The following is a 15,713-nucleotide window of genomic DNA, read 5'->3' on the forward strand; positions in this document are numbered from 1 at the left end:
GCAAAAATACATAGGTTATTATATTAATATAAGTTAAGCGCTTTCAACGCTTTTACAAGGGGGAGGTTATGGAAGAATTCAGAGTATCTGATCAGTTTTATCTTAATGGCAAACCGTTCAAAATTCTTTCTGGAGCCATTCATTATTTCCGCGTGCCAAGTGAGGATTGGTATCATTCGTTATATAACTTAAAAGCACTTGGCTTTAATACGGTTGAAACGTATGTGCCGTGGAATTTGCACGAATTTAAAAAGGGGCAGTTCGATTTTTCGGGAATGCTAAATATTGAGGCGTTTTTGGAAACGGCAAAATCATTAGGACTGTATGCTATTGTTAGACCATCACCATTTATTTGTTCTGAATGGGAATTTGGTGGCTTGCCAGCGTGGTTGCTCAATGAAAAAAACATGCGCATACGCTCAAGTGATCCAAAATTTTTAAATACTGTCAATCAATATTTTGATGAATTATTGCCACGATTGGTGAAACATCAACTACATGAAGGTGGCAACATACTCATGTTCCAAGTTGAAAATGAATACGGTTCGTACGGCGAAGATAAAGCGTATTTAAGAGCAATCAAACAGATGATGGAAGAAAAAGGGATAACAATGCCGTTATTCACATCGGATGGACCGTGGCGTGCAACGTTACGAAGCGGTAGTTTGATTGAAGATGATGTGCTGGTTACGGGAAACTTTGGTTCGCGAGCAAACGACAATTTTGACAACATGCAAAAATTCTTTGATGAGCATGGCAAAAAATGGCCACTCATGTGTATGGAATTTTGGGACGGTTGGTTTAATCGCTGGAATGAACCGATTATTAAACGTGATGGCGAAGACTTAGCGCAGTCTGTATTGGAGGCTTTGCAACGAGGCAGTGTAAATCTATACATGTTTCATGGGGGAACAAACTTTGGATTTATGAACGGCTGTTCGGCAAGAGGACGGTTGGATTTGCACCAAATTACGTCATATGATTACGACGCACTTTTAAATGAGCAAGGTAATCCAACACCAAAATATTACGCCGTGCAAAAGATGATGAACGAACATTTCCCACAGTATCCGACAATGGAACCGTTGGTGAAAAAAACAATGCGTTCGCAAGCTGAGTTGAAAAACAGTGTTAATTTATTTGACACGTTACATACGTTAGGGCATCCGGCAAATAGTTTGTATCCGCAAACGATGGAGGCTTTAGGACAAAATATTGGTTACACGTTGTATCGCACAAAAGCGGAAAAAGATGCAAATAGGGAAAGATACCGTGTGATTGACGGTAGTGATTATTTACAGTTTTTTGTAAATGGGGAATTGCTTGCTACTCAATATCAGATGGAAATAGGGGAAGATATATTCGCTGATTTAACACAAGATGTGAATCAAATTGATATTTTAGTGGAAAATATGGGACGTGTAAATTACGGCCATAAATTATTAGCGAATACACAACATAAAGGGATTAGAACAGGTGTGTGTGCCGATTTACATTTTATGACAAATTGGGAACAATACACATTTGAATGGACAAAATGTCCAACTGTTGATTATACGAAAGTTGCAAAACCAAATCGACCAACGTTTTATCAATATGATTTAACGCTTGATGAAGCAGAAGATACATTTTTAGATTTATCTACATTTGGCAAAGGGATTACTTTTGTGAATGGTATCAATGTTGGGAGATATTGGAATGTTGGTCCAATTGGATCGTTATATGTGCCAAAAGCATTTTTAAATGTAGGGCACAACGAGATTGTCGTTTTTGACGTTGAAGGTCAAGGTCAAAACACGTTACAAACTCAAAATGAACATGTTTTAATTGCCGTAACTGGCGAAAATAAATAAAAAGGAGAAAAAATCTATGACAATTGTTGGTGCACGTATCGACGGACGTTTAATTCACGGTCAAGTAGCTAACTTATGGTCTTCAAAATTACAAGTTAGTCGTATCATGGTTATCGATGACAATGTGGCAGAAAACGATGTTGAAAAACAAGGGTTGAAGCTAGCTTGCCCACCTGGAGTAAAATTAAGCGTACTTCCAGTAGCAAAAGCAGCAGAAAACATTTTAGCAGGTAAATATGACTCTCAACGTTTATTTATTGTAGCGCGCTATCCAGATCGTTTCTTACGTTTAGTAGAAGCAGGCGTTCCATTAGAATTATTAAACGTTGGAAATATGTCACAAACATCTGAAACACGTTCTGTGACACGTTCAATTAATGTAGTTGATGCTGATATTGAAGCGTTTGATGCATTAAACGCTAAAGGTGTTAAATTGACTGCACAAATGGTGCCAAATGACGCACCGAAAGATTTCTTACAATTGCTTTCAAGTGTAAGATAACATTATTTTTGGTAATTATTTATTATTACAAAATTATTATAGGAGGATCACTATTATGCAATGGTGGCAAATATTATTATTAACGTTGTACTCATTCTACCAAATTTGTGATGAGTTAACGATTGTTTCATCTGCTGGTTCACCAGTGTTCGCAGGTTTTATCACAGGTCTTGTGATGGGGGATATGCAAACAGGTCTATACATCGGTGGTAACTTACAATTGGTTGTACTTGGTGTAGGTACATTCGGTGGGGCTTCTCGTATCGACGCAACATCAGGTGCGGTTTTAGCAACAGCATTCGCAGTTTCACAAGGATTAAGTGCAGATATTGCAATTTCAACAATTGCGGTACCCGTAGCGGCATTATTAGTTTATACAGATATTGCTGGTCGTTTCTCAACAACATTCTTCGCTCACCGTATCGATGCTGCGATTGAACGTTTCGACTATAAAGCAATCGAACGTAACTACTTATTAGGTGCAATTCCTTGGGGATTATCTCGTGCTTTACCAGTATTCTTAGCCTTAGCTTTAGGTGGAGAGTTTGTTAAAACAGTTGTAGACGGTATTGCACAATACCAATGGTTAGCAGACGGTTTAGTATTAGCAGGACGTATGTTACCAGGTCTAGGGTTTGCTATCTTATTACACACATTACCAGTTAAACGTAACTTACACTACTTAGCTGCAGGTTTCGGATTAACAGCGATGTTAACTGTATTATATGGGAACGTACAAGCTTTAGGTGGTGCAGTAGGTAAATTAGTTGGAGTTGTTAATAAAGGTCTTGAAGAAAAAGCTGCAATTGCCTTTACTAATAATTTCCAATCATTATCAATGATTGGTATTGCAATTATCGGTATTTTATTAGCGGTATTACATTATCAAAACGCTCGCCGTACAGTTGTGGCAGCACCAGCATCTAACGTAGAAAGCGGGGAAATTGAAGATGATGAATTCTAATTACAAATTAACAAAACAAGATTTTAATCAAATTAATAAACGTAGTTTATTCACTTACCAATTAGGTTGGAACTACGAACGTATGCAAGCATCTGGTTACTTATACATGATTTTACCGCAATTACGTAAAATGTATGGTGACGGTACACCAGAATTAAAAGAAATGATGGAATTACATACACAATTCTTTAATACATCTCCATTCTTCCACACATTAATCACAGGTTTTGACTTGGCGTTAGAAGAAAAAGAAGGTGTAGATTCTAAAGAAGCGGTTAAAGGTATTAAAACAGGTTTAATGGGACCATTTGCACCATTAGGGGACACAATCTTTGGTTCTCTTGTACCAGCGATTATGGGTACAGTTGCTGCAACAATGGCCGTTGAATCAAAAGAACCATGGGGTATTTTCTTATGGATCGCAGTATCAGTAGCTTATAACATTTTCCGTTGGAAACAGTTAGAGTTTGCACATCGTGAAGGGGTTAAATTAATCACAACAATGCGTGATACTTTAACAGCTATCATTGATGCAGCATCTGTTCTTGGGGTATTCATGATGGGTGCGTTAATCGCAACATTGATTAACTTCCAAATTTCTTGGGCACCAAAAATTGGTGAAAAAGAAATCAATATCCAAGAAATCTTTAATACAATTTTCCCACGTTTAGTACCAGCTATCTTTACTGGATTTGTATTCTGGTTATTAGGCCGTCGCGGTATGAACTCTACAAAAGCTATCGGTATCATTATCTTAATAGCTCTTGGAGCATCTGCATTAGGTAAATTTGTATTAGGTATGTAATGATAAATATATCATCGTATTTTATGGTGATACGCAATCATAACAATTAAAAAATAAAGTGTATGAGGTGCTGTGACAATTCATGGCACCTTATGCGTTAAAGGAGATTTTTCATGTCACAACACGTTGTTTTAATTAGTCATGGTACGTTTTGTCACGAATTAAAAAAATCAACAGAAATGATTATGGGACCGCAAGATATTATCCATTCAGTAGCGTTATTACAAGAAGATGGTCCAGAAGAATTTCGTGCCAAATTAGAAGCAGAAATTGCTGAATTAGAAGATTTTGTTGTTTTAGCAGATTTAATGGGCGGAACACCATGTAACGTGGCATCTCGTCTATTAATGGAAGGTCATCAATTCGATTTATATGCGGGTATGAATATGCCTATGGTCATTGCATTTTTAAATAATGCTTGGGTAGGTTCAAATGATAACTTAGCACAAAAAGCTATTGAAAATATTCAACATGTAAATGCGATACTATTTTCTGATGACGACGAAGATGATGAATAATTAATATACTGACAAAAAAGGCTATTGATTCGTTAAGAATCGATAGCCTTTTTGCGTTTTCAAATGAAATTAGGGTTGATGGCATATGCCATCAACCCTAAAAGTTATACAGCCAAAGTATAGCCCAAATTTATAGAATCGAGGCATCAACCTTATTTGACACAGAGTCAAAAATACGTGTTATGGCAGCGCTACAATCATTGGTGTAACGATTGGGCGACGCTCTGTATGTTCGTATAAAAATGGTTGTAAGGTTGTGCTAATCGTATCTTTAATCATTTTTTCCGTTAATGTATCGGCAGTTTTCAACACATCCAAAATAGCGTCACGAACGATTGTTTGTGCATCGTTGATGAGTTCGCTAGATTCTTTCATGTAGACAAAACCGCGTGATAAAATTTCAGGGCCTGCTAATAAGGTGCGATTTCCCATGTCAACTGTAGCAACGGCGATGACTAAACCTTCTTCTGATAAAATACGGCGTTCACGTAAGACGATGTTGCCGATATCACCGATGCCTTTTCCGTCAACGTAAATATCGTTGGCGATGAATCGTCCTGCTTTACGTGCAGAGTTTGCAGTAACGGCTAACATTTCTCCATTTTCTAAAATGAAGCTATTTTCGATTGGAATACCCACTTGTTCCGCGGTTTGAGCGTGTAATTTTTGCATACGGAACTCGCCGTGTACCGGCATAAAGTATTTAGGTTTTAATAGGCGTAACATTAACATCTGTTCTTGTCGACTACCGTGACCAGATGTATGAATGTTATTTAGTTTACCGTGGATAACATTGGCTCCTGCTGCGTACAATAAGTTAATTACTTTATTCACGCTTGTTGTATTGCCGGGAATTGGAGAACTTGAAAAGATAACGGTATCTCCAGGTTGAATCGCAATTTGGCGATGTGTGCCGTTGGCGATACGACTTAGCGCTGCCATTGGCTCACCTTGCGAACCGGTACACATAATAATCACTTGATCGGAAGGATACGCATTTAATTCGCGTCCTTCAATAAAGGTATCATCCGGTGCGGTAATGTAGCCTAATTCACGACCCGTTTTAAAAGCAGATTCCATACTACGACCAAATACGGCAATTTTACGATTAGTTTCTAACGCTACTTGAACGGCTTGTTGTAAACGTGAAATGTTTGAGGCGAACGTTGCAAAAATAATACGTCCATCAATTTTTTTAATAATATCACGAATCGCATTGCCGACTTCTTTTTCTGATTTTGTAAAACCAGATACTTCTGAGTTAGTGCTGTCGCCGAGTAATAAAAGAACACCTTCGCTACCAATTTTCGCCATTTTATGTAGATCAGCTGGTTTTCCGACTGGCGTAAAATCAAACTTGAAATCTCCTGTTGAGACAATATTACCTGACGGTGTTTTAATGATAACACCATACGCTTCTGGTATGGAGTGTGTGGTTAAATAAAAAGTTACCGTTGTTTTACGGAATTTTAACACACTATCTTCATTAATTTCATGTAAAACGGCATCGCGTAGTAATCCGTGTTCTTCCAATTTGTTACGAATGAGTGCAAGCGCTAAAGGTCCTGCATAAATTGGAATGTTCAATTCGCGTAATAAAAAGGGAATGCTACCGATATGGTCTTCATGTCCGTGTGTAATAACAAGTGCTTTGATTTTGTGTTGATTTTCTACAAGGTAACTATAATCTGGAATGACATAGTCAATACCGAGTAGATGTTCTTCGGGGAATTTAACACCGCAATCAATCACGATGATTTCATCTTGAAATTGTACCCCGTACATATTTTTCCCGATTTCACCAAGCCCGCCTAACGCAAAAACTCCAGTTTCGTTATTTTGTAAATTGACTTTCATACTAGAACTCCGTTAATGCAAAGTCAGCACTTTGTTGTTCGTATGCAAGATGCTTTCCTTCTAATTCTTGAATAAATTCAATGTTATACGGTGTGTTTTTTTCGATTTGTTCACGTGCTTCTACACGAGATGGTGCTTCGATGTAAAGCGTTTTTGTATTTTCGCGACGTGGCGCTTGTGATTTTGTTTCTTGATAAGTCACTTTAAAAATCATAAATAATCTCCTTTATATTTTTATATTTTTTTGAATTTTAAATACATACGTATCATATCCATAGTATCACAAAAAAAGGGTAAAATCTATTTTAAAATTTTTGTTTGCTTTGAAGACTTTTGGGCTATGTTATAGAAAAGGGGGAAGATGCGTGAAGTGGAGAGATGAATCTGGGGCGGTGTTGGTGTTAGAAAGCGGACTGGTCATGCAGGCGGTCATGCTATGTTTATTGCTGTTCGTATTATCCAGTACGATTATTTTACAAAAAAATCAAATGTATTATCACACCAATCGCGCAATAGATGCGTATGCGAAAACGTTTGATAAAAGTGATTATTTGACGGCTGTTTCTCACAATAATCAGATAGATACAACATTAAAAGGCAGTGATTACATTGCGCTTTATCGCCAACCAAGACCGTACCGCTTTATATTTAGTCAGCCACCACAACCGTATCAAAGCATCAATACCGCAACCACAGGCATCCAAAAGGATGCTATTGGGAAATTGAACGCGCTGAATATACACGTGGAAGTATCGACTAAAAAGTTAATACGAAAAATGGTGCGTGCGCAAGTTGATTATGCGTTGAATGTTTGGAATCATGTGTCGCCAAATGTGCAATTAGATAGCCACTTTGAAGTTACGGCACCGATATTGGCGGTTAATGATTTTGTAAACCAAGTGGATTTAGCGGGTGAAGTTATTCAAAAGCGGTTTTCTCCGATGAAATCGTTAGATCATGTGAAAGGATTGTTGCAACGATTGAACAGGGTGTTGCGAAAAATTCAGGTGCGTTAAATGAAAAAGGAAACAGGTTTAGTGAGCGTTATGATGATGTATGTGCTACTGCCGTTGCTTCTGCTAGCGATGGTGTGTGTAGATGGTAGTCGTGTCATTTTTGCTAAACAAACTGTTGGTATCGCGAATGATGTGACATTGGAAAATATATTAGCGCATTATAACGCTGATTTAAAACGGATATATGGCCTTTATGCAACTAAGATGACACCACAAATGGAAGAGGAATTATTAACGCATTATTTACAAAGTGTGCGTGGGAGTTTATCCAATACACAGATACAAACGTTAGCCAATGGTTATATTCAAAATGGTGTGATTGATAAAGCGTTATGGGATGCACAGACGCGACGAAAATCATCAAGCAGTATGACGAATTTAAATGGTATTCGTGTATTGCAAAAACCAGAAATCCAACCCGTATCCAATAGTACGCTATACAATGCGGATATTTTAAAATATCAAATTGTTGAATATATGAAATATCGCGGACCAATGAGTATGGCAGAAAATTTATTGGAAAAGATTGGTGTGTTGAAAGGGCAGGATAAGCCGACAAAATCACGTGAAAAACAGCTTCAAGAAGATAAAGAACAGGTAGATACGTTAAAAAAATTATATGCTTTACAACCCCGTTTGCAAAAATTAAATGAGTATATTACCAACCTAGCCTTTTTTGATGTTGAAAGTGCAAATGAGCTCGTCACAAAATTAGATGGGAAAGAAAATGCAAAAGAGCTGGTGCAACAGGCACGATTGCAAATGAGTCGGTATCAAACGGAATTGGAAAAGGCAAGCGAAGCCATTCAAAAAATAAAGGTAGAGCACATGCTTGTGACAGAATTGCGCAATAGCATTAAGCATGAAATAGATGCCGTCAAGTCGCACCAAACTTTGTTGGAACAACTTGATGTCGTAGAGCGACCAGATGTAACGCATATTAACCAAACGAATGGGCAACAAAAAGTGACAACACACGTATCCGTAAAAAAAGAAGTGGCGATTACGAAACGAAACTTATCAAAAAATGTTGCGTTTTTACAGTTAGTTCGTCATGTTAAAGAAGATACGTCATCGGTATCGTTAATTCAAAGCGTTAAACAAGTGTATCAATCCGCTACAACACCGCTACAAACGCAAAATATGAAGACGCCAAATGGGCAAAGTGGAGCGATAAACAACAATGTACAAGAAGTATTACCGAATCAAAACAACGTATTTACGGATGCTTTAAATCGTATTCAAGGCGTAACGTCTTTTTTTACACAAGCTAATTCCGTGGGCGATACATTTGCCAATGTAATCAATGAATTATTGGTATGTGAATACATTACAGAAATGTTTACCAATTATTTAGATCGACAAGGGGCACATACGCCACTAACCAAGCAAACGTTATTGAATGGCGTTCCGTTAAATGCGGTCGGGTCATTAACGCGGGGTGTAGAAGTGGAGTATTTACTGTTTGGTAAAGATACGCCGCAAGATAATGTTCAAGAAGCGTTACGGCGCATTAAGCTCATTCGATTTGTATTTAATTTAGCGTATACGTATACAAGTGCGGAATTACGGGCGTTGCTATTTTCAAGTAGTTTAATCGCAGGGCCGTTTGCTAAGGGGTTAGAAGTGTTTTTGCATGTTTTAGTTGCGCTAGCAGAAACACAAATGGATGAGTATTTATTGTTGAAAGGTCAACGTGTAGCGTTAGTGAAAACACCAACTACTTTCAAAATGCAACCGTCACAAGTGGCTAACGGGTTATTGTCGTTTGCATCAGATACGATTACGCAACAGTTAAATCGTACCGTCGATACAGTTGAAGAAAATGTTTTGGATTGGTTTGAAGGTGGTGTTGACGAGGTTGAAAAAAAGGTGGTTAAGCGAGTGGATGATTGGATAACACAACAAGAAAATGCCATTTTAAATACACTCTCACAACAAATTGAGCGACCGTTACAAGATTTAGTTACAGCACAATTAACAACACTCAATCAAGCAGACAATGCACTAAAAGAAAAAATTGATGAAGGTTTTGCATCGTTAGAAACACGCTTAATACAAAGTGTTGAAAAGCATGAAACGTTAGGTGCGATTCATAATTTAGTCATTTTATTAAAAGAAAATATGCACGATTTACGCGCTTCGTATGTTCAGTTAGTTGAAAAATCGATTAAAAATGGGAATCAATCCATTGGAAATGCTTTGCAAAATGTTATTCGGGAATATTTAAATCGTGTGACGCAACCGATACGTGCATTTGTACAGGATAAAGCGAATGGCTATAAAGAGAATGTATTGTCGATTGTACGGCAACAAACACATCGAGTGGGAGATGGTGCAAAAGAAAAACTAAAGGGCATCACACAACGCTTTTTAGGCGAAACGAGCAAACCATTTCAAACAAATTCGTTTCAGACAACAAATGTAGCACTTGGGTTAACGTATACGGAATATTTAAAAATTTTTGTATTGTTTGAATTGATTTCTAATCCACAGTCGCCGTTATATAAGCGAATGGTTGATTTAATTGGTCAAAACACAAAGTTAAATTTAACGCAATTTCATACTGTTTTTGAAATGACGTCAACGTATCAGGTCGATACATTTGTCATCGAGGCGTTTAAACATAATTATCACACAACAACTATATTGGGGTACTGAAAATGTACAATCGTTCACGAGAACAGGGCATTATGACAATCGAAGCCGCCTTTGGTCTATTAATGAGTGTCTTTATATTTTTTGCTGTTGCAACAACGGCATTTACTTTAAAGACGGAGGCGTATTTACATCATGTGTTATATCAGTCAACACGTGAGGGGGCACAATATGCGTATGTGCTGACAAAAACACAACAAAACGAATTGGTATCTGAAGTTACCGATACCATCAATTATGCGCTGATGTTTGTTAATGGCGTGCAGCAAGGGAAAGTTAACCTAGAAGCGTTGCGGGGGTTTGAACGTGAAAAGATTGATGGCGTTGTCGAAATTACCGATGACAACATGCTGAATGGGTTATTATCCATGAAAAATAATCGGTATTTGACACAAGCTGTCGCTAAATATTTGTTTAAACGGTATATTCCGGGGAATAGCGATCGTGCTAAAAATCAATTTTTAAAAAATATGGGTGTTTTAGGTGGTTTGGACGGTATATCGTTTGCAGGGTCATGGTTGCATACGAAATCAAATTCCAGCAACGTGAATCCGCATGATATGTATGTAACTTTTGAAATAGCTTACCGCTTGCGAGGAATGTACTATCATCAGTTTAATTACCATCATACCATTAAGTCGAGTGTTACCTTAAAAGTTCGAACGGGAGATAAATAAATGGAGAAATTAGTAGAGTTAGTGAAATCGCAATTACTTTTATTGGGTGATTTAAGTCATTATACCGATACGCAATTACAAAATGTGTTGATGGAAACCGTTGAGCGTATGGCGAACTTACATGCCATATTAATTGACCCGTTTGAAAAAAAGACAATCGTTACACAGCTGTATCATCAATTGCGTGGCTACGGCATTATTGATGAGTTACTCAAAGATGATGATATTACCGAAATTATGATCAATCGGTATAATTTGATTTTCATTGAAAAAAATGGGTGTTTACAAAAGACAAATTTATCGTTTGACAGCGTTGAACAGTTGAATGATGTCATTCAAAAAATTGTCAATCAATCGGGTCGTGAAGTGAATTACGCCAATCCCATTGTCGATACACGGCTTTTGGATGGATCTCGTGTGAACGTCGTCTTATCTCCGATTAGTGTGATTGGACCTGTGGTAACGATTCGTAAATTTGCAAAAGATCCGTTGACCATGGATAAATTACAAGCCATGGGTGCTTTAGATGAAGAGATGTCCCATTTTTTAAAACGTGCGGTGCGTCAAAAGCAAAATTTGTTAATTAGTGGTGGGACGGGTACGGGGAAAACGACTTTTTTGAATGCTCTATCGCAGTTTATTCCGAAAAAAGAAAGAGTTGTGACGATTGAAGACTCTGCAGAATTACAACTCATTGGAAAAGAGAATTTAGTAGTATTAGAAACCCGAAATGACAACAGTGCCAAAGTGGGTAAATTGACTATTCGAGATTTAATTAAAACCGCTTTGCGTATGCGCCCGGAACGAATAATTGTCGGTGAGGTTCGTGGGAGTGAAGCGGTAGATATGTTACAAGCCATGAACACAGGGCATGCAGGGTCTATGTCAACGATTCACGCCAATAGTGCAAAAGATGTCATTTCTCGTTTGGAAATGATGGTTTTAATGGCGAGTGACAATTTGCCGTTAAAAGCCATTCGACAACAAATAGCTGCAAGTATTCATTTTATTGTGCATTTAGAACGGATTGAAAATGGTAAGCGTGCGGTGCAATCCATCCACCGCATTGTTGGGTTACATCATGATAACGTTCAAATGGAATGTCTATATGAACGTCAAAGGGGGAAGAAAGGTGATAAGCAAAAATAAAAAGGGATACGCTAGCGTGACATTAACGTGGCAACACTATTTAACTGGCGGAATAGTTGGTGGCAGTATTTTTTACATGATGATGGATATTGTTTATAAGCAACTATTGTTGAGCGTGATTAGCGCTGTTGTGGGAGTGGTGTATGGTGTTGTTTATTATAGACAATATTTAAATAAAAAGCATGACCGATTAGTGTTGTTTCAATTTAACGATTTATTAGATTCACTATTTAATTCATACGCGGTCGGTAAAAATACATTAGAGAGCTTTAAAGGTGCTGAAATTGATTTATTGTATCAACACCCCAAGACGTCATTGGTTTATCAAGAAGTTTGTACCATTGTTTCTGGTTTGGAACATGGATACGGTGTGGAAGAGTTGCTTTTACACTTTGCACAACAAGTCAATCCCGTTGAAATTCATGATTTTGTTGATGTTTTTAACAGCGTTTATCGTCGAGGAGGCGATTTAAGATCGCTCATGTTACAAAGTAAAGAACTCATCACGAAAAAAATTGCCATTGAATTAGATATTTTAACGATTATCCATGAGCAAAAACAACAAGTGATGATTTTGCTAGCGATGCCTTACGTATTGTTAGTGATGATGGAATGGTTTGGTTTAAGTCAAACGCCATCGGTGTTAAGTCCAACTGAATGGATTGTACGAACGATTGCTGTTGGGTTGTTTATTAGTGGATATGTCAGTGCAAAACGAATTGTAGAAAGAATACGGTGATGGTATGGGTGTGGTACTATTTATTTTGTGTTGGGAACTACTTGTTGTTTATTGTGTCTATAAAAGCGATGTGACACTAGAATATGAACAACAATTCATTGAAAAATATCAATTACCTTTTCGAATCAACTCGTTATACATCGGTAGTGTCATCACTAAAAAATTTAAATTGCCGTATGATACCACATGGTCTATACCGTTTATTCGATTTGGCAATATTGTTTTTCAAGATGGTAGCGGGCAGGCGGTCAACTATATTGTGTTTATTAAACAAGTTTCACTTTTTGTGTTAGGCGTACCTATCGTTGCTGTGATTGCTCTTTTTTATCCCGGTATTAGTGTTTTATGTGGTGTGCTATTAGGTTTACTGATTTATAACGAGCGTTACCGCATACGTCTAAAATACGAAAAACAACAATTAGCCATGGTACAGGATTTGCCACAAGTCCTATTTCAATTTGTCTTGCTCGTGAGTGCGGGGCATACGATTATGGACGCTTTTGAAAAAGTGGCGTTTTCTAAATCAGGTGTACTATATGACGAAATGAAAAAATGTCTTTCTGCGATTCAATATGGGACACCACTGATTCAAGCACTTGCTGATTTTTCAAGTCGATGTGACGATACGGATATTAAGCGAATGATTAATTTATTGATGCAGACACAACAAAAAGGGAGCGCTGAAATGAGTCGTTTATTTTTTGAAATGTCACAAATCAATTGGACTAAAGAAAAAACACGGGTGATTAAACGAGCGCAAAACGCAGCAACACAATTACTTTTACCATCGGGTTTAATTTTTTTAGGCATTATTATTTTGATGATGTTACCACTATTCATTAATGGATTTTTAACGTAAAGGGGGTGAGTCAATGAAACAGTTTTTTCTAGATGAGCGGGGCGATTCCAATATGGTTTCAATTATCGTCATTATTGTTATTGTGTTAGTCGTTGCTGTTATTTTTAAAGATGGTATTACAACCGCAGCACAAAATATTATGAAAGCGTTGACGAAATGGGCAGATACCGGTACAAAATCTACGCCTAAAGTGACGCAGTAAACGAGGGGAAAATGAGTGTATTCGTTATAGGTAGTCAATTATTAATTTTTGAAATATTGTATCGACGTTACGGAATGTCTAAAAATTGGCTGTTACTTCGATTAGTGAGCGTGTGTTTAGTGATGTGTGTTCCGTTGTTTGCAACTGCTTTATCTTCAGTGCAACAGTATAATTGTAGTGTTTTACTGGGTGGGTTGTGTTATATTGCGATAATTGATTATAAAATGCAGCGTATTCCAAATACATTTTTATTGTTTTTGCTCATTAATCGCATTGTTTTGTGTTTGCAAGATACATCGGTCATTCAATATAGTGTCGTAAGTGCGATAGTTTGGTTAGCGGGTCTAGGACTATTGCATAAATTGTTAAAAAATGGTTTTGGTGCTGGAGATGTTAAGTTAATGAGTGTGATTGGCGGGTATATTGGATTGTGGCATTCTACAGTTGTGTTATTGCTGTCGTGTGCATGCATTTGCATTATTGGAACGATTCGTTTTTTAATCAAGCGCGATCATTTGAATGTGTCGTTGCCAATGGCACCTTTTGTCTGTTTGTCGTTTGGTGTTGTGTTCAGTCATAGCCTAATATTTTTAGGAGGGTTTACATTATGAAAAAGAAAGCGTACGTTATTTTGTCGCTACCGATTGTTTTAGCAATGGCACTTTATTTTCAAAAAGATCCAACACCACCTACCCAAGAACAGCTAACTGTCGAATTACAAAGAAAAATGGATAAAGAGTTATTCGTTGACGCGCTGGAATTGATTGATGGATATAAAGGCGAAGTGTCTGTAGAGTGGTTATTGCAAAAAGCAAAAGCATATGAGGGACTCCGTCAAAGTGATGAAGCCATTGCGATTTATGAAAGTGTCATTGAGCAATTTCCTCAAGATAAACGTGCGTATACCCGTTTGTTGTCGTGGTATAAAGGGGATTATCCTAAAAAATATTTAGCGACATTGTCGCGCTATCAAGAAGCGTTTCCGAATGAAGATGTTGTCGAATTGCGTGAATACCGATTAGGGTTTGAGCGTACGTTTATCCCGGCTGATGACGTGTTTGATGAGAAAAATGGGTTTTCGGTTTTTAAAAAGGGGAATCGTTACGGCATTATGGATAGTCATTTAGACGTTTACGCTGAAGCTGAATTTGATCGTTTATCCAATTGTAGTCAAGATACAGGCTTTTTTGCGGCACAAAAAAATGGTGTAGGTTTCTATGTTGATGAAAATGGCTATAAACGAAGTGTGTCAGATGTTGTGTATGAAGTTGTTGGATTCCAAAGTGATAATCGAGCGTTTGCGAAAAGAGATGGGAAATATGGATTTATTGATTATCATATGAATGAGTTAACGCCATTTATTTATGAAGATGCTACAAGTTTTTATAATGGCGTTGCTGCGGTAAAGCACGAAGGAAAATGGCGATTAATCAATCGAAATTTTGAAAAACTATCTGACGCTTTATATGATGATATACGTATGGATGGCGATAAAGTGATTAATGCGTTTGGCGTTATTTGGGCAAAACAAAATCAAAAATGGCAGTTATTAAATGAAAAAGGAGATTCAGTGTCTAATGAATCATTTTTAAATGTACAACGTTTCATCAGTAACGAACCGACCACTGTACAATTTAAAGACGGTTGGGGATTTATTGACCTTAATGGGCAGATAATAAATGCAAAACGTTATCAAGATGCCCGTGCATTTATGAATCAAAAAGCGTTGGTTAAAATAAATGATACACAATGGGTGGTTATGTCGGAAAAATTTGAGTTTGGTAAAGTGTTAGATGCCCGTAGTGTGTCGCCAATTCATAAAAGTGGTATTATCCGCGTTGAAGATACCGATGGTTCACACTATTTTATTAAGTTAAATGACATAAAAAATGATTGAGTGTAGACGTCAAAAAG

Annotated in this window: 16 protein-coding genes; 14 read left to right on the top strand and 2 right to left on the bottom strand. The window is 37.3% G+C overall.

Annotated features, from left to right (window positions below; translation table 11 throughout):
• Nucleotides 1-68: 68 nt before the first annotated feature.
• The 5 genes from J7S27_00635 to J7S27_00655 all read left to right on the top strand — a co-directional run bounded on the left by J7S27_00635 (nucleotide 69) and on the right by J7S27_00655 (nucleotide 4,642).
• Nucleotides 69-1,853, top strand: coding sequence for a beta-galactosidase (locus J7S27_00635; GenBank protein QTU83063.1), 1,785 nt, complete (start codon nucleotides 69-71; stop codon nucleotides 1,851-1,853).
• A gap of 16 nt (nucleotides 1,854-1,869) precedes the next feature.
• On the top strand, nucleotides 1,870-2,355 hold the full coding sequence (locus tag J7S27_00640; GenBank protein QTU83064.1) for a PTS system mannose/fructose/N-acetylgalactosamine-transporter subunit IIB: 486 nt from the start codon (nucleotides 1,870-1,872) through the stop codon (nucleotides 2,353-2,355).
• A 52-nt stretch (nucleotides 2,356-2,407) separates the two neighbouring features.
• Complete coding sequence (locus J7S27_00645; protein QTU83589.1) at nucleotides 2,408-3,319, top strand: PTS sugar transporter subunit IIC; 912 nt, start codon at nucleotides 2,408-2,410, stop codon at nucleotides 3,317-3,319.
• Complete coding sequence (locus J7S27_00650) at nucleotides 3,306-4,124, top strand: PTS system mannose/fructose/sorbose family transporter subunit IID (protein QTU83065.1); 819 nt, start codon at nucleotides 3,306-3,308, stop codon at nucleotides 4,122-4,124. The genes J7S27_00645 and J7S27_00650 overlap by 14 nt, the downstream gene beginning before the upstream one ends.
• A 113-nt stretch (nucleotides 4,125-4,237) precedes the next feature.
• Nucleotides 4,238-4,642, top strand: a complete 405-nt coding sequence (locus J7S27_00655) for a PTS sugar transporter subunit IIA (GenBank protein ID QTU83066.1) — start codon at nucleotides 4,238-4,240, stop codon at nucleotides 4,640-4,642.
• A gap of 180 nt (nucleotides 4,643-4,822) precedes the next feature.
• Here the strand turns inward: J7S27_00655 and J7S27_00660 are convergent, their stop codons facing one another.
• Nucleotides 4,823-6,499 carry a ribonuclease J gene (locus tag J7S27_00660; GenBank protein ID QTU83067.1) on the bottom strand — a complete coding sequence of 559 codons (1,677 nt, stop codon included), beginning with the start codon at nucleotides 6,497-6,499 and terminating at the stop codon, nucleotides 4,823-4,825.
• Nucleotide 6,500: 1 nt separating this feature from the next.
• On the bottom strand, nucleotides 6,501-6,713 hold the full coding sequence (locus tag J7S27_00665) for a DNA-dependent RNA polymerase auxiliary subunit epsilon family protein (GenBank protein QTU83068.1): 213 nt from the start codon (nucleotides 6,711-6,713) through the stop codon (nucleotides 6,501-6,503).
• A 151-nt stretch (nucleotides 6,714-6,864) separates the two neighbouring features.
• Between J7S27_00665 and J7S27_00670 the strand changes: the two genes are divergently transcribed.
• From J7S27_00670 to J7S27_00710, 9 genes are read left to right on the top strand one after another with little or no spacing between them, the layout of a single operon-like run.
• Complete coding sequence (locus J7S27_00670; protein ID QTU83069.1) at nucleotides 6,865-7,515, top strand: hypothetical protein; 651 nt, start codon at nucleotides 6,865-6,867, stop codon at nucleotides 7,513-7,515.
• On the top strand, nucleotides 7,516-10,176 hold the full coding sequence (locus tag J7S27_00675; GenBank protein QTU83070.1) for a hypothetical protein: 2,661 nt from the start codon (nucleotides 7,516-7,518) through the stop codon (nucleotides 10,174-10,176).
• Between the two features lie 32 nt (nucleotides 10,177-10,208).
• On the top strand, nucleotides 10,209-10,850 hold the full coding sequence (locus tag J7S27_00680) for a hypothetical protein (GenBank protein ID QTU83071.1): 642 nt from the start codon (nucleotides 10,209-10,211) through the stop codon (nucleotides 10,848-10,850).
• Complete coding sequence (locus J7S27_00685; GenBank protein ID QTU83072.1) at nucleotides 10,851-11,999, top strand: CpaF family protein; 1,149 nt, start codon at nucleotides 10,851-10,853, stop codon at nucleotides 11,997-11,999.
• The gene (locus J7S27_00690; GenBank protein ID QTU83073.1) at nucleotides 11,983-12,738 is read left to right on the top strand and encodes a hypothetical protein; all 756 of its coding nucleotides are present in this window, start codon (nucleotides 11,983-11,985) and stop codon (nucleotides 12,736-12,738) included. Before J7S27_00685 ends, J7S27_00690 begins: the two co-directional genes overlap by 17 nt.
• Nucleotides 12,739-12,742: 4 nt before the next feature.
• Complete coding sequence (locus J7S27_00695; protein ID QTU83074.1) at nucleotides 12,743-13,597, top strand: type II secretion system F family protein; 855 nt, start codon at nucleotides 12,743-12,745, stop codon at nucleotides 13,595-13,597.
• Nucleotides 13,598-13,610: 13 nt separating this feature from the next.
• Nucleotides 13,611-13,799, top strand: a complete 189-nt coding sequence (locus tag J7S27_00700; GenBank protein ID QTU83075.1) for a hypothetical protein — start codon at nucleotides 13,611-13,613, stop codon at nucleotides 13,797-13,799.
• A gap of 11 nt (nucleotides 13,800-13,810) precedes the next feature.
• Nucleotides 13,811-14,410 (top strand): prepilin peptidase, encoded by a 600-nt coding sequence (locus tag J7S27_00705; GenBank protein QTU83076.1) that lies wholly within the window; start codon nucleotides 13,811-13,813, stop codon nucleotides 14,408-14,410.
• Nucleotides 14,407-15,696 (top strand): WG repeat-containing protein, encoded by a 1,290-nt coding sequence (locus J7S27_00710; protein ID QTU83077.1) that lies wholly within the window; start codon nucleotides 14,407-14,409, stop codon nucleotides 15,694-15,696. The genes J7S27_00705 and J7S27_00710 overlap by 4 nt, the downstream gene beginning before the upstream one ends.
• Nucleotides 15,697-15,713: the final 17 nt, after the last annotated feature.

The sequence above is a fragment of the Carnobacteriaceae bacterium zg-C25 genome (genome assembly GCA_017945845.1).
GTDB lineage: Bacteria > Bacillota > Bacilli > Lactobacillales > Aerococcaceae > WM01.